Raw genomic sequence first — 19449 nt, 5'->3', positions numbered from 1 at the left:
GACACGGTGGTTCCCGCTCAGGTAGGAAGGGCTCAGCCCAGGGCGGAGGAGGCCGGATGACCAGCCCCTTCACCCACCCCGCGGTGTTCTACCGGGACGACCACGAGTACCGCGCCGCCCTGGTCCCGTTCCTCGCCGAAGGGCTGCACCTGGGCCTCCCGGTGGCCGCGGCCGTCCCCGGCGACCGCCTCACCGTGCTGCGCGCGGCCCTGGGCCCACTCGCCCGCGAGGTCTTCCTGCTGGACATGACCGAGGCCGGCCGCAACCCCGGGCGGATCATCCCCCAGGTGCTGAGCCAGTTCGCCGACCGGCACGCGGGCAAGCCGGCGCGGATCGTCGGCGAGCCGATCTGGGCCGGACGCAGCGAGGCCGAGTACCCGGCCTGCGTCCAGCACGAGGCACTGATCAACCTGGCCTTCGCCGAACGCGACCTGACCATCCTGTGCCCCTACAACTCCTCCCGGCTGCCCACCCGGGTGCTCGCGGACGCCCGTGCCACCCACCCGGTGCTGTGGCAGTCCGGACGGCCCGTGCCCAGTCCGGACTACGCCCCCGATGACATGCTCGCCCGCTACAACGAACCACTGCCCGAACCCGCGGGCGCCGCCGTGCTCACCATCACCGCGGTCACCCAGTTGCACGCGGCCCGCCGCTTCGTCGTCGAGCAGGCCGAGCGCCTCGGCCTGGCCGCCAACCGGGTGCCGGAGCTGGAACTCATCGCCACCGAACTCATCACCAACGCCCTCCGGCACGCCGACGGCACCGCGCGACTGGCCCTGTGGTCGGCCGATGGTCACCTGCTCTGCCAGTCCAGCGATGGCGGCCACCTCGCTGACCCGCTGGCCGGGCGCCTGCCACCCGACCCGGCCGGTCACTCCGGGCGCGGCCTGTGGCTGATCAACGACCTGGCCGACCTGGTCCGCCTGCACACCGGTCCGGCTGGCAGCACCCTGCGCGTGCTGCTCCGCCTCAGCCGTGACCGTCCACAACGGACGGACGAACAGCCCCGTACCCGGTGAGCTTGCCGGGATTGAGCATCCAGTGGATCTCGTGGATGCCCTCGGCCGAGGCCGTCACGGTGATCATCGCGAACACCTCGCCGTCCCGCCGCAACACCGCCCCGGTGTGCCCGTTGGCCGGGACCCACTCGACCTCCACCCCGACCCAGAACCGGGTGTGGAAGGCACGCACGAACTTGGCCACCGTCCTCGCGGTGCGCACCGGGACGCGGGCCGCGCGGGCCACCCCGCCGCCGTCGGAGTAGCTGACCACGTCGGCGGCGAAGAGTTCTTCCAGGGCAAGCAGATCGCCCTCGCGGGCGGCGGCCACGAACGCGGTGAGCAGACGGCGTTGTTCCGGCACGGTGGCGGGCGTGCGCCGTTCCTCCGCGAGCTGGCGGCGGGCCCGGCTCACGAGTTGGCGGGCCGAGGTCTCGGTGGCCTGGATGATCTCGGCGATCAGCGGGTAGGGATAGCCGAATGCCTCGCGCAGCACGTAGGCGGCCCGCTGGGTGGGGGTGAGTTTCTCCAGCAGCAGCAGGACGGCGAGTTCCAGCGCGGAATCCTGTTCGGCGCCCAGTTGCGGGTCGGCGGTGGTGTCGACCGGCTCGGGCAGCCACTGGCCGGGGTAGTACTCGTGCCGGGTCTTGGCGCTGCGACCGGCGTTGATGGCCAGCCGGGTGGTCGCGGTGGCCAGGTAGGCGCCGGGGTTGAGCACCGCCGCGCGATCGCAGGTCTGCCAGCGCAGCCAGACCTCCTGCACCAGGTCCTCGGCGTCCTGGGCACTGCCCAGCATCCGGTAGGCGATGCCGAACAACCGCGGGCGCACCTCGTTGAACACCGCGGACGCCTGGTCGAGGTCCGCGTTCGCGGTCTCCGACATGGGTGCGACGTCCTCCCGCTCACGTGCCGGCGGCACCTGCGTGGTCCAGAACACCACTCACCTCGATCCTACTCGCGGGGCGTTGTCGATCAGTGCCTCGAAGGGGTGATGCCGGGGGTACGGAACCGGAAGGCGCGCACCCACGGGTGGTTCCGCGCCCCCGGCATCAGCTGGGGGAGATCAGGGCCGGGGCGCCCGGAGATGCTCGCGCTGGGCCAGTTCCTCTGGGCTGACCAGGGTGAGGATGGGCTGGCCCGGCGCACTGAACAGGGTCACCGCGAACACGGTCTCGGTGTCGGCCAGGTTGTTCGCGCCGCGGTAGTGGATCACGTCGCCGCCGGGCTCCCAGAACGCCTCGCCCGCCCGGATGATCCGCTCCGGCTCGCCCTCCAGCTCGAAGATGATCTCGCCCTGGACCACGTAGCCGTAGGCGGGGCCGGAGTGGCGGTGCGGGGGAGCGCCTGGGCTGCCAGGGGGCAGGGTGATCCGCAGCGCCATCGCCTGGGCGCCAGCCGGGATCGGCGGTGGGCCGGGCACGGTGTCGAGGACCTCGATCACCGGCTGGGCTGCTGGCGAGCCGAGGCCGGGCATCGAGTGCGAGTGGTCGGTGCTCATCGTTGTTCCACCTTGGGTTTTTGGGGCAGGACAAAGTAGGACAGCGCTTTCCGGCAATCGCTCAGCGCGGGCCGGAACGGCAGTCGGTACGGGAACGTCCTTTGTGGACGGATCAGTCCAATGCGGACCGGACGATGCGGCGGACCGCGGGCTCCTCGTCCAGTTCGGCCTGGATGTCGGCCAGCTTCTGGCCGGCCAGCGCCTCGTGCCAGGCGCGCTCAGCCCGGCGCATGGCCGATTTCACCTGACACGGCCCGGTCGGCCGAGGGCTCAGCTCGCCGATCGTGCCCCGGCAGCGGATCTCCTCGCAGCGGAACATCGGCTCGTCGCCCTCGATGGCCAGCACCACGTCGAGCAGGGTGATCTCCTCGACCGGCCTGGCCAGGCTGAACCCGCCGTGCGGCCCTACGGATGAGACCAGCAGCCCGGCCTTGACCAGCAGCTGGAGCTGCTTGTTCAGGTAGGCGGGCGGCAGATCGTGGGCGCGGGCCAGCTGCGGGGTGCCCAGCGCCCCGGATTCGGCCATGTTCAAGTTGAGCAGCGTGTGCACTGCCCACTCGACGCCCTTGCCCAGTCTCATCTCGCCCACAGTGTAGGTCCGCGATCACCACGGCGTGGCCTCCGCCCACGGTCCGGCCAGCCTGTCTCCAGGTGTCGGGATCTGCCGCATGTTCGCTCCCCTCGCTTGCCGGATCTAACCTGGACATTAAATATCCAGGTTAGGCAAAGTCAAGTGCCCGGAGCTGTCACAAACCGGCGGGCCAGGTCGTCCTAGCTGGTGGAGCAAGCAGAACGGAGCGTGCCGTGCAGCGAATCCTGATCATCGGCGGTGGCTACGCCGGGTTCTACGCCGCCCGCGGACTGGCCAGGCGGCTGCGGCCGGGCGAGGCCGAGGTCACCGTGATCGACCCCCGGCCGTACCTGACCTACCAGCCGTTCCTGCCCGAGGTGGCCGCGGGCTCGGTGGAGGCCCGGCACGCCGCGGTGTCCCTGCGCAGGCACCTGCCGCACACCCGGCTGCTGCCCGGCTGGGTGACCGAGATCGACCACGCCCGGCGGCAGGTGCGGGTACGTCCCCTGGACGGCCCGGAGTTCCGCCTCGGTTACGACGTGGTCGTGGTCACCGCGGGCGCGGTCACCCGCACCCACCCGGTGCCCGGCATCGCCGAGCAGGCCATCGGCCTCAAGCACGTGGAGGAGGCGGTGGCCATCCGGGACCGGATCCTGACCGCCTTCGACCGGGCCGCCGCGCTGCCACCCGGCCCGACCCGGCGCAGGCTGCTCACCGTCACCTTCGTCGGCGGCGGGTTCTCCGGCGTGGAGGGCTTCGGCGAGGTGCTCTCGCTGGCCACCGCGCTGCTGCGGTCCTACCCCACGCTGACCCTGGCCGACCTCAGCTTCCACCTGGTCGAGGCCACCGGCCGGATCCTGCCCGAGGTCACCGAGCGGCCCGGCCGCTGGGTGGTGCGGGAGCTGGAGAAGCGCGGCGCGCGGGTGCACCTGGACACCACCGTGGTCTCGGCGCTGGACGGGCACGTGGTGCTCTCCACCGGTGAGGAGTTCGACTCGGAGCTGATCGTGTGGACCGCCGGGAACGGCCCGAACCCGGTGGTGCACCGGCACACCGACCTGCCGGTCAACGGCCGCGGCCTGGTCGTGGTGCGCCCGGACCTGCGGGTGGGCACCGAGGAACAGCCGGTGCCGGACGCCTGGGCCGCCGGGGACGACGCGGCAGTGCCCGACCTGGCCTCGGCACTGCCCGGCGCACTCACCACACCCAACGCCCAGCACGCCTTCCGGCAGGGAAAGCTCCTGGCGCGCAACATCATCGCCACCCTGCGCGGCAGGCAGCCCCGGCGTTACCTGCACCACAGCCTCGGCTCGATCGCCACCCTCGGCCTGGGCCGAGGGATCTTCCAGTACCGGCGGCTCGTGCTCACCGGCCCGCCCGCCTGGCTGCTGCACCGCGGCTACCACGTGCTCGCGGTGCCGAGCTGGGAACGCAAGGTCCGGGTGGCCGCGATCTGGCTGGCCGCGCTGTTCTTCGGGCGCGACATCGTCTCGCTGACCGCGGTCACCCAGCCCAGGGCCGCCTTCGTCACCGGCGATGAACCGCCCGCTGTCACAAAGCTGCCGCTCGAACCGTCCTAGTTGGACGAAGGGCGTTCCGGAACCACCGGGACGCGATCGAAAAGGAGAAGTCATGAAGGTCGTCGTGATCGGCGGAACCGGTCTGATCGGCTCGAACGTCGTCGCCCGGCTCGGCGAACACGGCCACGACCCGGTCGCCGCCTCGCCGAACACCGGCGTGAACACCATCACCGGCGAGGGCCTCAAGGAGGTCCTGACCGGTGCGGACGTGGTGATCGACGTGTCCAACTCGCCCTCCTTCGCCGACGATGACGTGCTCGCCTTCTTCCGCACCGCCACCACCAACCTGATCGACGCGGCCAAGGACGCCGGGGTCGGGCACTACGTGGCGCTGTCGGTGGTCGGCGCCGAGCGCACCCCCGACTCCGGCTACATGCGGGCGAAGGTGGCCCAGGAGAAGCTGATCCGCGACTCCGGACTGCCCTACTCGCTGGTGCACGCCACCCAGTTCTTCGAGTTCGGCCTCGGCATCGCGGACTCCGCCACCGTCGACGGCGTGGTCATCCTGCCCGACGGCGGGGTGCAGCCGGTGGCCGCGGCCGAGGTCTCCGCCGCGGTGGCCCGCACCTCGGTCGGCGCGCCGCTCAACGGCGTGGTGGAGATCGGCGGTCCCGAGGTCTTCGGCATGGACGGCTGGATCCGCACCGTGCTGGCCGCCAGGGACGACGACCGCAAGGTGATCACCGACCCGAACGCCCGCTACTACGGCACCCAGCTGGCGGAGAAGACCCTGCTGCCCGCCGAGGGTTCGCTGCTCGGGCAGATCACGCTGTCGGACTGGCTGGCCAAGTGACCCGTCCCCGCGCGGGCGGCCGCCGCCCGCGCGGGTCCGCCGCCCCTGAACGGAGAACCTCATGAGCCAACCCGCCGAGATCCAGCTGGCCACCTCGGTGCTCGTCATCGGCACCGGCGGAGCCGGGCTGCGGGCCGCGATCGAACTGGCCGAGCGCGGCATCGACGTGCTCGTGCTCGGCAAACGCGCCAAGTCCGACGCGCACACCACCCTGGCCGCGGGCGGGATCAACGCCGCACTGTCCACAATGGATCCCGAGGACAGCTGGCAGCAGCACGCCGCGGACACCATCAAGGAGAGCTACCTGCTCGCGCACCCGGAGACGGTGCGCATCGTCACCGAGAACGCCGCCCGCGGCATCGAGGACCTGGAACGCTGGGGCATGCCCTTCGCCCGCGAGGCCGACGGCCGGATCTCGCAACGGTTCTTCGGCGCGCACAGCCACCGGCGCACCGCCTTCGCCGGGGACTACACCGGTCTGGAGATCCAGCGCACCCTGGTCAACCGGGCCGCCCAGCTGGACATCCCGGTGCTGGACCGGTGTTACGTGACCCGGATCCTGGTGCGGGACAACGTGGTCTTCGGCGCCTACGGCTTCGACCAGGAAACCGGGTCCCGCTACCTCATCCACGCCGACGCGGTGATCCTGGCCGCCGGCGGGCACACCCGGATCTGGCGCCGCACCTCCTCCCGGCGCGATGAGAACACCGGCGACTCCTTCCGGCTGGCCGTGCTGGCCGGTGGCCGCATCCGCGACCCCGAACTGGTCCAGTTCCACCCCTCCGGCCTGATCGAACCGGAATCCGCGGCGGGCACCCTGGTCTCCGAGGCCGCCCGCGGCGAGGGCGGCATCCTGCGCAACGCCCTCGGCGAGCGGTTCATGGAGCGCTACGACCCCATCCGCCGTGAACTGTCCACAAGGGACAGGGTCGCGCTGGCCGCCTACACCGAGATCAAGGAGGGTCGCGGCACCCCGCACGGCGGCGTGTGGCTGGACGTCTCGCACCTGCCGCGCGAGACGATCATGCGCAGGCTGCCGAGGGTGTACCAGACCCTGCTGGAACTCCAGATGCTCGACATCACCAGGACTCCCATCGAGATCGCGCCCACCGCACACTACTCGATGGGCGGGGTGTGGGTCCGCCCGGAGGACCACGGCACCGGCGTCGAGGGCCTCTACGCCATCGGCGAGGCGGCCAGCGGCCTGCACGGCGCCAACCGGCTGGGCGGCAACTCGCTGATCGAACTGCTGGTCTACGGCCGGATCGTGGGCGAGCACGCGGCCAAGTACTCGGCCAACCTGGGTGCGCAGCAACGCTCCGCGCTCGCCCTGACCGAGGCCCGCGCCGAGGTGGACGAACTGCTGGCCGCCGACGGCCCGGAGAACATCCGTGCCCTGCAACGCGGTCTGCGCGACATCATGACCGAACACGCCGGCGTGGTCCGCGACGAACTGGGCCTGGTCGAGGGCCTGATCCGGCTCGGCGAGATCGAGGCCAGCACCCAGGACCTCGGCGTGCACCCCGACCTGGCCGGCTACCAGGACCTCGCGCACGCCTTCGACCTCAAGGCCTCCCTGCTGGCCGCCCGCGCCACCCTGGAGGCCGCGCTGGAACGCCGGGAGACCCGCGGCTGCCACAACCGCGCGGACTTCCCGAACCTGGACCCGACCCAGCGGGTGAACCTGGTGTGGTCAGGGCCAGGCCGGATCACCCGCGAGCCGATCCCGCCGGTGCCGGCGGAGATCGCCGCGCTCATGCGGGAGGTCAGCAGCGAGGGCAAACTGGTCGAGTGAGCTGATCAGTGCGCCAGCTGGACCCGGCCGAGCTGCTCCCGGGCGTCCGGGATCCGATGCGCGGCAACGGCTTCGGTCAGTGGCAGTCGCGTGTGGACACTCGTGCGCAACCGCCCGGCGGCGAAGTGCGCGGTCAGCTCGGCCACCTCCCGCCGAACCCGCGGTGGCGATCACCCGCCCAGCGCCCAGCAACGCCGGATCCACCCCTGGCTCGAGCGCCTCGACCGTGCCGACCACGTCACCGGTCAACCGGCTGGCCGCCGCGCTGCACGCGCTGGCCGCCGGTTTGCTCGACGGCCGCTGACCCGGTCTCGCTTTTGCGTGATCGCGTCGACCTTTTTTCGTTGTAGGTTCAACGAGTCCATTTCGGTTTGCGGATATGAACATTTCACCTATCTGAACTTTGGCTTCGCCGCGCGTTTTTCCAGGTGGATTGCTTGACAGCGTGTGGGGCCGACCGCAGAATCAGTCGCCAGGTTAACGTCACCTGAACTCCCTGTGAACGGATGAAAAATCCGCCGCCTTGATCAGGAGAGGTAACAATGCGACGCAAACCACCTAGTCGGCGCTGGCGGTCGCCAGTCGCCGTGGCGGGTGTGCTGATGCTCTCCGGCGGCGCGCTGGTCGCCGCCGCCGCCTCCGATCCCGTCGAGCAGGTGACCCAGCTCGTGGAGCCGGGCACGGTGACCGAGCGGATGTCGGTGGCAGCCGGTGGCCGGGGGAGCACCCTGGCCGACTCCGCCGGACAGCAGGTCTGCCGGGCCGGAGCGACCTGGCTTCGACTGCGGTTCACCAGTCTGGACCTGCGCGGATCCGATTCGATTCAGCTCACCGGCGCGGCCGGTGGCAGCGTGACCCTGGAAGCGCGGCACTGGCCGGGCCGGGCCTTCCACACCAGGGCGCTGCCGGGGGACTGCGTCACGATCACGCCCAGCCTGCGCGATCCGGCCAGCCGGTTCGCGGTGGATTCCTACCAGGTCGGCAGCAGGCCGCTGGCCGAGGCGGCGGTCACCGTGGCCGCGGTCGGCGACATGTGCGGTTCGGAGTGCGACCGCACCGCCACCCTCACCCAGGGATTCAATCCGACCGCGGTGATTACCGCCGGGGACAACGCCTACAGCTCCGGCTCATTGTCTGAATACCGGTCGAACTATGACCCATACTGGGGAAAGTTCAAGGACCGCACGTTTCCGTCAGCTGGTAACCACGAGTACCGGACCGCAGGCGCGGCCGGCTACTTCGACTACTACGGCGCCAGGGCAGGCGAACGCGGAAAGGGCTACTACAGCGTCGATATCGGCGATTGGCACTTCATCGCGCTGAACTCCAACATCGACCGCGGCGCGGGCTCGGCGCAGGAGAAGTGGCTGCGCGCCGACCTGGCCGCCAACACCAAACCGTGCACCGCCGCCTACTGGCACCACCCGCTGTTCAGCCGCGGCGACCACGGCGACAACGTCTCGGTGAAGCCGCTCTACCAGGCCCTCTACGACGCCAAGGCCGACCTGGTGATCACCGGGCACGACCACAACTACGAGCGGTTCGCCCCGGCCCGGCCCGACGGCACCAAGGACGAGGCCAACGGCATCCGCCAGCTCGTGGTGGGCACCGGCGGCACCGGTCTGCGAGCCATGATCAGCTCCACCAAGGGTCCGACCGAGGCAGGCAACGCCAAGACCTTCGGCGTGGCCAAGCTGACCCTCACCGCCACCGGCTACACCAGCGAGTTCCTGCCGGTGGCCGGGCAGAGCTTCACCGACAAGGTCTCCGGCAGCTGCCACAAGGCCAGCAGCAACCCGGACTTCGGCGCCGCCGTGACCCCGGCAGCCGTCTCGGTCACCCCCGGCGGCAGCACCGAGGCCACCGTCACCGTGTCCAGCACCGGCGGCTTCACCGGGGCCACCCAGCTGTCCGCGACCGGCCTGCCGGCCGGGGTGACCGCGAGACTCGACCCCGCCACGGTGACCCCGCCCGCCAACGGCAAGGCCACCGCCAAACTCACCCTCACCGCGGCCGCCTCGGCGGCCAACGGCACCAGCACCGTCACCGTGCACGCCGCCTCGGGCACCCGCACCCGTTCGGCGACGCTGGCGGTGACCGTCGGCTCGGGCGGTGGTGGCACGGTCTTCGCCGACGACTTCGAGTCCGAGAAGGGCTGGACCACCAACTCCGGCGGTGGCGACTCGGCCAGTAGCGGCAAGTGGGAGCGCGGCGACCCCGCGGAGACCACCTCCACCAAGTCCAACCAGGTCAAGCAGTCCGGCACCCCGCCGAGCGGGGCCAACTGCCTGGTCACCGCGGCCGCCGCGGGCAGCACCTACGGCGCCAACGACGTCGACGGCGGCACCACCACGACCACCTCCCCGGCGATCACCCTGCCCGCCGGGAAATCCACCCTGTCCTTCGCCTACAACTTCGCCCACGACGACTCCGGCCCCGATGACCACCTGCGGGTCCAGGTGGTCGACGGCGCCACCGCGACCACGGTGTTCGAGAAGGCGGGCGCCACGGCCAACCTGGCCGCGAGCTGGCAGCAGGCCACCGCGGACCTCAGCGCCTACGCGGGCCGCACCGTGCGAGTGCGGGTGGTGGCCGCCGATGTCGGGGCCACCAGCCTCATCGAGGCCCAGCTGGACGACCTGAAGATCGTCAACGGCTGATCCGGCACAGCCCGGCCGGTGGGGGGTTGCCGCCCGCCCACCGGCCGGGGCCGGCCGTGGAACGGAGTTCACGCACATGTACCTGTCCATCATTCGCGGTGCCGCGACCGGCCCGGCCAGGGCCCCCGGCGCGGTGCCGTCCACCGTGGTCGGTCTCGGGCTGGTCAGCCTGATCACCGACATCTCCGCCGAGATGATCACCGCGGTGCTCCCGCTCTACCTGATGTACGGCGTCGGCGTCGGATTCCTGCACCTGGGCGCGATCGAGGGGCTCTACGCCGGGGCCACCGCGGTGCTGCGGCTGGCCGGTGGCTACCTCGCCGACCGGCTGGGCAAGCCGAAAGCCGTGGCCGTCGCGGGCTACGGACTGTCCGCGCTGGCCAAACTCGGCCTGCCGGCCGCCGGTGGCTGGCTGCCCGGGATCAGCCTGGCCATCGCCGCCGACCGGGCGGGCAAGGGCATCCGCACCGGCCCGAGGGACGCGATGATCACCCTGGCCACCCCGGCGGACACCCTGGGCCGTGCCTTCGGCGTGCACCGGGCCATGGACACCACCGGCGCGCTGCTCGGACCGCTGGTCGCCACCGGGCTGATCGCGCTGGCCGCCGGGTACCACGCGGTGTTCGCGGTCAGCTTCGCCCTCGGCCTGACCGGCGTGCTGGTCCTGGTCTTCTTCGTGCCCACGCCGACCGCGCCACCACCACCGAGGGCCAGGGTCGCGCCCCGGGTCGCACTGGCCACCCTGACCGCGCCAGGGGTGCGCCGGGCCTGCCTGGTCGCCGCCCTGCTCGGGCTGGTGACCATCGGCGACATGGTGCTCTACGTGGCCGTCCAGCAACGCGCCGGACTGCCCGCCGGGGTGCTGCCGCTGCTGCCGCTGGGCACCGCGCTCACCTTCCTGCTCGCCGCCGCCCCGGTGGGCAGGCTCGCCGACCGGCTCGGCCGGTGGCGGGTGTTCCTGGCCGGGCACGGGCTGCTGCTGCTCGCCTACCTGCTGGTCGGTTTCGCCGCGACCGGCTGGGTGGGCGCCGCGCTCGCACTGGGCCTGCACGGGTTGTTCTACGCGGCCACCGACGGGGTGCTGATGGCCTACGTCAGCCCGATGTTCCCCACCGCGCTGCGCTCCACCGGCCTGGCCGCGGTGCAGACCGCGCAGGCGCTGGCCCGCGCGGCAGGCGCGGTCGCGGTGGGCGCGGCCCTGCAGTTCACCACCGTGCCCACCGCGTTCGCCGGACTGGCCGTGCTGCTCGGCGCCGCGATCGCGATCGGCGCCCGGCTGGGCAGGCCGGCATGACCGCGCGGGGCAAGGCATTCGGCGCGGTGCTGATCACGCTCACCCTGGCCGGTGGCCTGGGTTACGCGGGCTGGCAGGTCGCCTCGGCGCCCGGCTCGGAGGGGCCGCCGCTGGACCTGGGCCGGGCGGGCAGCGTGCTCTACGTCGACGACCGGGACGGCCGGGTGCGCCAGGTCGCCGCGGCCGCGCCGGGGGAGGTGCTCGGCATCGGCCCGGCCTGCCAGCGGGCCTACGCCGCCGGTGGCACCCTGGCCTGCCTGCGCCCGGCGGCCATCCCCGGCGGCCACGAGATCGCGGTCTACGACGCGGAACTGACCGAGCGGAAGGTGCTGCGGGTGTGGGGCACACCCAGCCGCACCAGGGTCTCCGCCTCCGGCAAGCTGGTCGCCTGGACGGTCTTCCGCTCCGGCGACGCCTACCTGTTCGGCGGCGGCTTCTCCACCACCGCGGGCGTGCACAACCTCGGCACCGGCGAGCACTACGACTCACTGGAGGAGTTCGAGTCCACTGTGGACGGAAAGGTGCTGGACGCGGCGGACCGCAACTTCTGGGGCATCACCTTCGCCGCGGACGATCGCACCTTCTACGCCACCATGGCCTCCGGCGGCCGCACCTGGCTGATGCGCGGCGATCTGCGCACCAAGCGGCTGGAATCGGTGCGGGACAACGCCGAATGCCCCTCGCTCAGCCCGGACGGCACCCGGCTCGCCTACAAGAAGCGGGTGGGCGAGCAGTGGCGGCTGCACGTGCTCGGCCTGGCCACCGGCGTGGAGACCGCACTGGCCGAGACCGCGAACGTGGACGACCAACCGGCCTGGCTGGACGCGGGCACCATCGGCTACGCCCGCTCCACCGACGGCAGGCCGACCCTGCACGCGGTGCCAGCCGACGGCAGCGGGGCACCCCGCGCGCTGCGGTCCGGCTCCTCACCCGCCGCACTGGCGAAGGCGGCCTCGTGAAGCCCGCCGCGACCCTGCCCGCCCGGCCGCGCCGGCTGGGTTCGGTGGAGGTCCTGGCCGCGATCCTGTTGCTGGCCCTGCTTTCCCGCGGCGAACTGGCCGGGCTGCTGGACCAGCCGGAGGTGCGGACCTGGCTGACCATGTTCGTCTCGATCGTGCTGCAGGCGGTGCCCTTCCTGGTCCTGGGCGTGCTGCTGTCCGCGGCGATCACGGTGTTCGTGCCGGCCGGGTTCTTCGCCAGAGCCCTGCCCGGCCACCCGGCGCTGGCGGTGCCCGCGGCCGCGGCGGCCGGAGTGGTGCTGCCGGGCTGTGAGTGCGGTTCGGTGCCGGTGGCGGGCGCGCTGGTGCGGCGCGGGGTGACCCCGGCGGCGGCACTGGCCTTCCTGCTCTCCGCACCCGCGATCAACCCGGTGGTGCTCATCGCGACCGCGGTCGCCTTCCCCGCCGAGCCGCTGATGGTGCTGGCCCGCGGCGTGGCCAGCCTGGTGGTGGCGGTGCTGATGGGCTGGCTGTGGTTGCGGCTGGGCCGGACCGAGTGGATCAAACTGCCGCGGCGGCCGGAGCTGACCGGACTGGCCCGGTGGCCCGCGTTCTGGGCCTCCGCCCGGCACGATCTGCTGCCGGCGGGCGGATTCCTGGTGCTGGGCGGGGCGCTGGCGGCCACGCTCAACGTGCTGGTGCCCGCGCGGTGGACGCAGGCGGTGGCGGATCAGCCGGTGCTCTCGGTGCTCGCCCTCGGCGTGCTGGCGGTGCTGCTGTCGATGTGTTCGGAGGCCGACGCGTTCGTGGCCGCCTCGCTCACCCAGTTCTCGCTCACCGCGAGGCTGGCCTTCCTGGTGGTCGGGCCGATGGTCGACCTGAAGCTGTTCGCCATGCAGACCGGCACCTTCGGCCGCTCCTTCGCCATCCGGTTCGCCCCGGCGACCTTCGTGGTGGCCGTGCTGGTCGCGGCCGGCACCGGTGCGCTGGTGTGGGGGTGGCCGTGAACCGGACCGCGCAGTCGCTGATCCTGGTGCTGCTCGGCGTGGCCGTGCTGCGGATCGGCGTCACCGACCAGTACCTGCGCTACGTGAAGGAGGGGCTGCGGCCGTTCCTGCTCGCCGCTGGGCTGCTCCTGCTGGTCACCGCGGTGGCCACCTGGCGGCACCGGGAGCACGAGCACGAGCACGGGCATGGGCACCGGGTGGCCTGGCTGCTCGCCCTGCCCGCGCTGGTGCTGCTGGTGCTCGCGCCGCCACCGCTGGGCTCGGGCGCGGTGAACCAGGCGGGCACCGCCATCGACGGCCGGTCCGCGGCGGACTTCCCGGCGTTGCCCGATGGCGATCCGGTGCCGGTGACCATGCTCGACTACGCCGCCCGCGCCGTGTTCGACCAGGGCGGCTCGCTGCACGGCAGGCGGGTGCGGCTGACCGGGTTCCTGGCCACCGGCCCGGCAGGCGAACCGTTGCTGGTGCGGATGATGCTGACCTGCTGCGCCTCCGACGCCCGCCCGGTCAAGATCGGTCTGCGCGGCCGGGTGCCCGCGCTGCCGCCGGACACCTGGCTGGAGGTCACCGGGACCCGGCTGCCGGAGACGGCCACCGACGAGGTCAACGGGCAGACCATCCCGTTCCTGCACATCGAGTCGGCGCGCCAGGTGCCCGCCCCGCCCAACGCCTACGAATGAGGGGACAGCCGATGCGCGGACCGCGGGACTGCACCACCACCGGCCTGGCCCTGGCACTGGTGGCGGTCTGCGCGCTGGTGCTGCTGCCCGAATCACGGCGCCCGGCCGAGGCCGCCGTGCCCGCGCTGACCGCGGCCTGGCCCGAGGCCAGGATCAGCACCAGCGGCGGCAACCTGGCCGACGGCGCGATCTACACCCCGCTGCTCTACCTGGACCCGGCCACCTCGGTGGGACTGGCCCGCTCACCCGACGCGGACGGGCTGAAGCTGGTGCTGCGCCCGGAATCCGGCCCACCGCACACCATCCGCGAGCTGCCCGCGGCCGGGTCCCCGGAGATCGTCGGCCTGACCGGGACCGCCGGGGAACTGGTGTGGGCGGAGACCTCCGCGACCGACCCGGGTGTCGGCTCGCTCTGGCGCTCGGGCCCACGCGGTGAGCAGCCCCGGCAGCTGACCGATCGGCTGGGCGCGTTGCTGGACTCGGACTCCCAGCACGACCTGGTCGTCCACAATGGACAGGTGAGCTGGGCGACGATCTCCCCGCACAGCACGGAGATCCGCTCGGTGCCGCTGACCGGCGGGCCGGTCGGCACGATCACCCTGCCCGGCCGGTACGCGCTGCACAGCTGGCCGTGGGTGGTGAACGCGGCCATCGAACAACCCGGCCCGACCGACCTGATCGACCTGGACACCCGGCACACGGTCCGGGTCCCGGCCGAGGGCGCCGAACTGCTCGCCTGCACCCCGGCCTGGTGCCGGATCCAGGTGCTCCGCCAGGGCGGCACCGCGCGGCTGGAGATGAAACGACCGGACGGCCGGGACCGGCACCGGATCGGGCAGTACCGCCCGGCGATCACCGATGTCACCCTGCTGGACCGGTTCGTGCCGCTGCGCGCGGACACCGGCGCCGGCGACGAACTCGCCCTGCACGACCTGCACAGCCGCCGGCTCGCGGTGCTCGCCGCCGACCCTGGCACCGTGCAGGCCCGCGGCCACCTGCTGTGGTGGTCCACCGGTGACAACGCCGAGCTGACCTGGCACGCCCTCGACCTGCGCAGTGTGAAATGAGATCCGATCGCATTGATCCGGGAATATCGGGAGACACGTCAGTGGACCGATAATCTGTCGATGCCTGAAAACACGGGGAATGGCCCACCTCAGTCAGATGTTGCGGAATCTTTACCGAGTGTGCTGGTGGTGGGCGCCGGGATCGCCGGGCTGACTGCCGCGAAATCGTTACACGAATTAGGTTACCCAGTTACCATCCTGGAGGCGCGCGACCGCGTCGGCGGCCGGATCTGGACCGACCAGGACGGCGTTGACCTGGGCGCACACTGGATTCACGGCACCGAGGGAAACCCGATCACCGAGCTGGTGGAAAAGCTGGGCATCCCGTACAGCTATATCGGCGGCGACAGCTCCTACACCGGTGGTTTCGACAATCTCGACCTGTACGGCGCCGACCACAACAGGGCCAATCACAGCCGGAAAAGCCACACCTTGAAACTGGCTGACGGCGTGCTGCACGAACTGGAACAACGCGCGGAAATCGCGCGCAAGAAAGACCACCCTGACCTCCCGCTCGGCGAAGCCCTCGCGCGGATCCTCGCCGAACGGCAACTCGCGCCCGAGGACGAACAGGCGGTCCGCTACCACCTCAACGTGATCCTGCGCGAGGACGTGGCCGAGGACGCCGGGAAACTCTCCTTCAAGTTCTGGGAGGACGGCTACCTGGTCTACGGCTACGGCGACAGCATCCTGCACCAGGGCTACCAGTCGGTGGTCAACGCGCTCGCCGAGGGACTCGACGTCCGGCTGGGCCACGTCGTGCGCCGGATCAGCGCGGCCGAGGGCGAGCCGGTGCGGGTGAGCACCGACCAAGGCGAGTTCAGCGCGGACAAGGTGCTCATCACCCTGCCGCTGGGGGTGCTCAAGGCCGCCACGGTGACCTTCGACCCGCCGCTGCCCGAGCCCAAGCAGTCGGCCATCGCCCGGCTCGGCTTCGGCACCCTGAACAAGATCGCCCTGCATTTCGACGAGGCGTTCTGGCCGCAGGAGCAGTACGTCTTCGGTTACCTGTGCCGCGATACCGATCGCTATCCCACCGTGGTCATCAGCATGTGGAAATCCCACGGCAAACCCATTCTGGTGCTACTGCTCGGCGCGTCCCTCGGCCGGGAAATGGAAACCTGGTCCGAGGAGCAGGTCGCCGACTACGGCACCACCATCGTCCGGGACATCTTCGGCGCCAACGCCCCCGCGCCCGGACACGTCTCCCGCACCGGCTGGTCCAGCGATCCCTTCGCCAGGGGCGCCTACACCTGCGTTGGCGTCGGCGCCTCGCCCAAGGACATGGGCACCCTCGCCGAACCGGTCGGCGACCAATTGTTCTTCGCCGGTGAGGGCACCAATTCCTATCACTGGGGCTGCGTGCACAGCGCGTATGAATCCGGCCGCCGGGAAGCCGCCCGGATCAGCGGGGATTCCAGCCTGTACACCCCGCCGAGCACCGGCACCTCCCGTCGGCAGGCCCGCGATATCGACCGGATGAAACGGTTCGCGCGGATGCGGATGACCCACATCACCGACCGCGAACTCCAGGACCGGGTGACCTGCCTGCGCAACAGCGTCGACCCCTACGGCGTGCACCTGTTCGAGGCCCTGGTCGACGCCGAGGTGGAAACCCTGGCCTCGATGTTCGACGAGATCCCCTTCGTCGCGGGCGATGTCATCTGCCGGGAGGACGAGGAGGCACACGGCGTCTACCTGGTCGCCGGCGGCGAGGTCGAGGTCGATTTCGGCGGCATCTACGAAAGCGCGGTGATGGGTCGAGGAGCCCTGCTCGGCCACTACGACCTGTTCTTCAACGCCCGTACCACCTCGGTCACCGCGGTCAGCGAGCAGGTGGTGATGTTCTACCTCGACCACTACCGCTACCAGATCTTCCTCTACGCCTTCCCCGACGTGCTGATGCTGATGATGTCCGATCTGGTGACCCGCTGGGAGCAACTGGAAAGCGCCCTCGGCTCCTCCACCCTGTCCGGGGTGAAACGCGAGTCCGGCGCCCGCCCGATCGCCCCGGTGCCCGACGGCGCCTAGCCGCGCGGCGGCCCGGCCTGTGCGCACCCCGCCGGGCCGGGCCGTTGTCCGGCTAAGGTCCGCGGCATGCTCGCGTTGGCCGTTGTGCCGGTCGCCCCGTACGTCGCACTGACCACCGTCGCGGACCCCACGCCCTTGCCGGACCAGGCGCTCGTCCGGGTCAGGGCGTTCTCGCTCAACCGCGGCGAGGTCCTCGGCCTGCCCAACCGCCCGGTAGGTTCGGTCACCGGCTGGGATGCGGCAGGCGTGGTGGAACAGCCCGCCGCGGACGGCAGCGGCCCCGCGGCCGGAACCCGGGTGGTCGGCCTGGTCCGGGTCGGCGCCTGGGCGGAACTCGCGGCGATCCCCACCAACAGACTCACCGCGATCCCCGACACCGTCTCCTACGCCCAGGCATCCACCCTGCCCACCGCGGGCGTGACCGCGTTGCGCGCGCTGGAGATCGGCGGCCTGCTGCTGGCCAAGCGGGTCCTGATCACCGGCGCCACCGGGGGAGTCGGCCGCCTGGCAGTACAACTGGCCGGCCTCAGCGGCGCGCACGTCACCGCCCTGGTCCGCGACCCCGCCGCCGAGCCGTTGCTCAGGCGCCTGGGCGCGAGCGCGGTGGTGACCGAGCTGACCGGGGACTTCGACCTGATCATCGAAGGCGTCGGTGGCCCCACCCTGGGCACGGCCATCGAACACCTGGCCAAACGCGGCATCCTGGTCAACATCGCGACCCTGGACCCAGCCGAGTCGGTCAGCTTCCGGATGTCCCGCTTCACCCGCTCGGCAGGCGCCCGGATCCACACCTTCACCAGCTTCGACGAGACCGCCGCCCACGACAGCGGCACCAGCGACCTCATCCGCCTCAGCACCCTGGTCGCGGCGGGCAAGCTCGACTGCCAGATCGAACTCGAACACTCCTGGCGGCACATCGCCGAGGCAATCAACGCCCTGCTCACCCGCCAGGTCGGCGGCAAGATCGTCCTCCACACCGACTAGCCCCACGGCCGGCCAACCCGGCGCGCCACCCTAAAGAAAGAACAGTCGTTCTGCAAGGTAGCGCTCGTCACCTTGTCGGGCCTCAGTCCGCTCCCTAGTCTCTGAGGAGACAGAACGTTCGTTCTCTACAAGGGAGTGGTCATGAGCGACAACAAGCCCACGGTGGTCCTGGTCCACGGCGCCTTCGCCGACTCGTCCAGCTGGACCGGAGTGATCCCCAAGCTGCGGGAACAGGGCTTCCCGGTGCTGGCGGTGGCCAACCCGCTGCGCGGCGTGGAATCCGACGCGGCCTACGTCGCCGAAGTGGTCAACAACGTCCCCGGCCCAGTGGTCCTGGTCGGCCACTCCTACGGCGGCGTGCTGATCACCCGCGCCGCCACCGAAACCCCGAACGTGCAAGCCCTGGTCTACATCGCCGCCTTCCAGCCGGACGAGGGCGAGAGCGTCTTCGACCTCTCCGGCCGCTTCGCAGGCGGCAAACTCGGCCCGGACACCACCAACGCACTCGTCCACCAGGGCGCCGCCAAGCTGTCGATCAAGCCCGGCGACTTCGCCGAGGTCTTCGCAGGCGACGTCGACGCGGCCACCGCGGCGATCCTGGCGGTTACCCAGCGGCCAGTCGCCGAACAGGCCTTGGCGGCGCCTTTTGGTGGGGCTCCCGGGTGGCGCAAGTTGCCGTCGTGGGCGCTGGTCGCCAAGGGGGACAACGCGATTCCGGCCGCGGCGCAGGAGTTCATGGCGGAGCGGGCGGGGTCGACGGTGCGCCGGGTCGACGCCTCGCACGCGGTGGCGGTTTCGCAGCCGGGTGTGGTCGCGGATCTCATCGTGGCGGCCGCCTCCGCCTGAGCGCAGGCACTGCCGGGATCAGCCGCCGAGTGCCGGCCACCACCACCCGTGACGGTGGTGGGTGTGCCGGCACTGGCTGCTGTGTGCGGCCCGCCGGACACCAGCCCTCCGCACCGACACCTCCTTGAGTGCCAACCCAATCCACCCCATCCCCGACTGAACCTCCTGACAACAAATCATCCACAACCGCCGACAACACTGGCCCCGACACCCGCCCCCACCCAAGGACATCCCATGCCGCTCCGCCGTCACATCCTGCGCGGCTCCATCGCCGCCTTCACCGTGATCCTGGCCGCCGCCTGTGCCCTGGGCACCGCCACCAGTGACCCGATTCCCTCCAGCAGCAGCACTTCCGCCCCGATCGGCGCAGGCCCCACCGACGGCGTAACCCGGGCCGAACTCCAGCGCTTCCCTTCCCCCGCAAAGGGTTGGGAGATCGTGCAGACGCTGGTGGAGATCCCCGAGGGCAAGGAGTCCGGTCGGCATTCCCACCCCGGGCCGGAGATCGGCTACATCATCCAGGGTGACGTCTCGATCGAGTTCGATGATCGGCCCGCGTTGCGGTTGCGCTCCGGGGAGCCGTTCAACATTCCGCCGAATGTGGTGCACAACGCCCGCAACGTCGGCAAGGTGCGCACCAAGATGCTCTCCAGCTACCTGATCGAAGAGGGCAAACCGTTGGTGCACATGCACTGACGGCTCGCGGC

At 71.3% G+C, this 19449-nt stretch carries 19 protein-coding genes; 15 read left to right on the top strand and 4 right to left on the bottom strand.

From position 1 onward, the window contains the following. The first annotated feature begins 56 nt into the window (after window positions 1-56). On the top strand, window positions 57-1019 hold the full coding sequence (locus HNR67_RS30695) for a sensor histidine kinase (protein ID WP_185005657.1): 963 nt from the start codon (window positions 57-59) through the stop codon (window positions 1017-1019). Here the strand turns inward: HNR67_RS30695 and HNR67_RS30690 are convergent. The 3 genes from HNR67_RS30690 to HNR67_RS30680 form a co-directional block, all read right to left on the bottom strand. Next, the gene (locus tag HNR67_RS30690; RefSeq protein ID WP_185005656.1) at window positions 970-1881 is read right to left on the bottom strand and encodes a sigma-70 family RNA polymerase sigma factor; all 912 of its coding nucleotides are present in this window, start codon (window positions 1879-1881) and stop codon (window positions 970-972) included. The two genes, HNR67_RS30695 and HNR67_RS30690, sit on opposite strands and share 50 nt — an antisense overlap. Window positions 1882-2061: 180 nt before the next feature. Next, window positions 2062-2496: a cupin domain-containing protein gene (locus HNR67_RS30685; RefSeq protein ID WP_185005655.1), complete on the bottom strand. Its 435-nt coding sequence runs from the start codon at window positions 2494-2496 to the stop codon at window positions 2062-2064. Window positions 2497-2608: 112 nt separating this feature from the next. Beyond that, entirely contained in the window at window positions 2609-3076 is a 468-nt protein-coding gene (locus HNR67_RS30680; protein WP_185005654.1) for an RrF2 family transcriptional regulator, read from the bottom strand. 224 nt (window positions 3077-3300) lie between these two features. On the opposite strand from HNR67_RS30680, the gene HNR67_RS30675 reads away from it, so the two are divergent. From HNR67_RS30675 to HNR67_RS30665, 3 genes are all read left to right on the top strand, one after another. Then, entirely contained in the window at window positions 3301-4647 is a 1347-nt protein-coding gene (locus HNR67_RS30675) for an NAD(P)/FAD-dependent oxidoreductase (protein ID WP_185005653.1), read from the top strand. Window positions 4648-4699: 52 nt separating this feature from the next. Then, window positions 4700-5440 (top strand): SDR family oxidoreductase, encoded by a 741-nt coding sequence (locus tag HNR67_RS30670; protein ID WP_185005652.1) that lies wholly within the window; start codon window positions 4700-4702, stop codon window positions 5438-5440. Between the two features lie 61 nt (window positions 5441-5501). Next, window positions 5502-7235 carry an L-aspartate oxidase gene (locus tag HNR67_RS30665; RefSeq protein ID WP_185005651.1) on the top strand — a complete coding sequence of 578 codons (1734 nt, stop codon included), beginning with the start codon at window positions 5502-5504 and terminating at the stop codon, window positions 7233-7235. Between the two features lie 5 nt (window positions 7236-7240). Here HNR67_RS30665 and HNR67_RS30660 read toward each other — a convergent pair whose 3' ends face one another. Continuing rightward, window positions 7241-7381 carry a hypothetical protein gene (locus HNR67_RS30660; protein ID WP_185005650.1) on the bottom strand — a complete coding sequence of 47 codons (141 nt, stop codon included), beginning with the start codon at window positions 7379-7381 and terminating at the stop codon, window positions 7241-7243. Between the two features lie 17 nt (window positions 7382-7398). On the opposite strand from HNR67_RS30660, the gene HNR67_RS30655 reads away from it, so the two are divergent. The 11 genes from HNR67_RS30655 to HNR67_RS30605 all read left to right on the top strand — a co-directional run bounded on the left by HNR67_RS30655 (window position 7399) and on the right by HNR67_RS30605 (window position 19438). Next, complete coding sequence (locus HNR67_RS30655; RefSeq protein WP_185005649.1) at window positions 7399-7539, top strand: hypothetical protein; 141 nt, start codon at window positions 7399-7401, stop codon at window positions 7537-7539. 238 nt (window positions 7540-7777) lie between these two features. Next, window positions 7778-9895, top strand: a complete 2118-nt coding sequence (locus HNR67_RS30650) for a metallophosphoesterase (protein ID WP_185005648.1) — start codon at window positions 7778-7780, stop codon at window positions 9893-9895. A gap of 76 nt (window positions 9896-9971) precedes the next feature. After that, window positions 9972-11189: an MFS transporter gene (locus tag HNR67_RS30645; RefSeq protein ID WP_185005647.1), complete on the top strand. Its 1218-nt coding sequence runs from the start codon at window positions 9972-9974 to the stop codon at window positions 11187-11189. Continuing rightward, complete coding sequence (locus HNR67_RS30640; protein ID WP_185005646.1) at window positions 11186-12148, top strand: TolB family protein; 963 nt, start codon at window positions 11186-11188, stop codon at window positions 12146-12148. Before HNR67_RS30645 ends, HNR67_RS30640 begins: the two co-directional genes overlap by 4 nt. After that, window positions 12145-13134: a permease gene (locus HNR67_RS30635; protein WP_185005645.1), complete on the top strand. Its 990-nt coding sequence runs from the start codon at window positions 12145-12147 to the stop codon at window positions 13132-13134. The genes HNR67_RS30640 and HNR67_RS30635 overlap by 4 nt, the downstream gene beginning before the upstream one ends. Then, a complete protein-coding gene (locus HNR67_RS30630) occupies window positions 13125-13814 on the top strand; it encodes a TIGR03943 family putative permease subunit (protein WP_312988367.1) in 690 nt (229 codons plus the stop codon). The genes HNR67_RS30635 and HNR67_RS30630 overlap by 10 nt, the downstream gene beginning before the upstream one ends. A gap of 11 nt (window positions 13815-13825) precedes the next feature. Further along, complete coding sequence (locus HNR67_RS30625; protein ID WP_185005644.1) at window positions 13826-14881, top strand: hypothetical protein; 1056 nt, start codon at window positions 13826-13828, stop codon at window positions 14879-14881. A gap of 129 nt (window positions 14882-15010) precedes the next feature. Continuing rightward, complete coding sequence (locus HNR67_RS30620) at window positions 15011-16912, top strand: FAD-dependent oxidoreductase (RefSeq protein ID WP_312988365.1); 1902 nt, start codon at window positions 15011-15013, stop codon at window positions 16910-16912. A gap of 66 nt (window positions 16913-16978) precedes the next feature. Further along, the gene (locus HNR67_RS30615; RefSeq protein ID WP_185005642.1) at window positions 16979-17896 is read left to right on the top strand and encodes a zinc-binding dehydrogenase; all 918 of its coding nucleotides are present in this window, start codon (window positions 16979-16981) and stop codon (window positions 17894-17896) included. 141 nt (window positions 17897-18037) lie between these two features. Beyond that, window positions 18038-18742: an alpha/beta fold hydrolase gene (locus HNR67_RS30610; RefSeq protein ID WP_185005641.1), complete on the top strand. Its 705-nt coding sequence runs from the start codon at window positions 18038-18040 to the stop codon at window positions 18740-18742. A gap of 234 nt (window positions 18743-18976) precedes the next feature. After that, window positions 18977-19438: a cupin domain-containing protein gene (locus HNR67_RS30605; protein WP_185005640.1), complete on the top strand. Its 462-nt coding sequence runs from the start codon at window positions 18977-18979 to the stop codon at window positions 19436-19438. Window positions 19439-19449 lie beyond the last annotated feature (11 nt).

The sequence above is a fragment of the Crossiella cryophila genome (assembly GCF_014204915.1).
Classification (GTDB): Bacteria; Actinomycetota; Actinomycetes; order Mycobacteriales; family Pseudonocardiaceae; genus Crossiella; species Crossiella cryophila.
The sequence above is the reverse complement of the archived record's forward strand: the minus strand, read 5'-3'. Positions and strand labels throughout refer to the sequence as shown.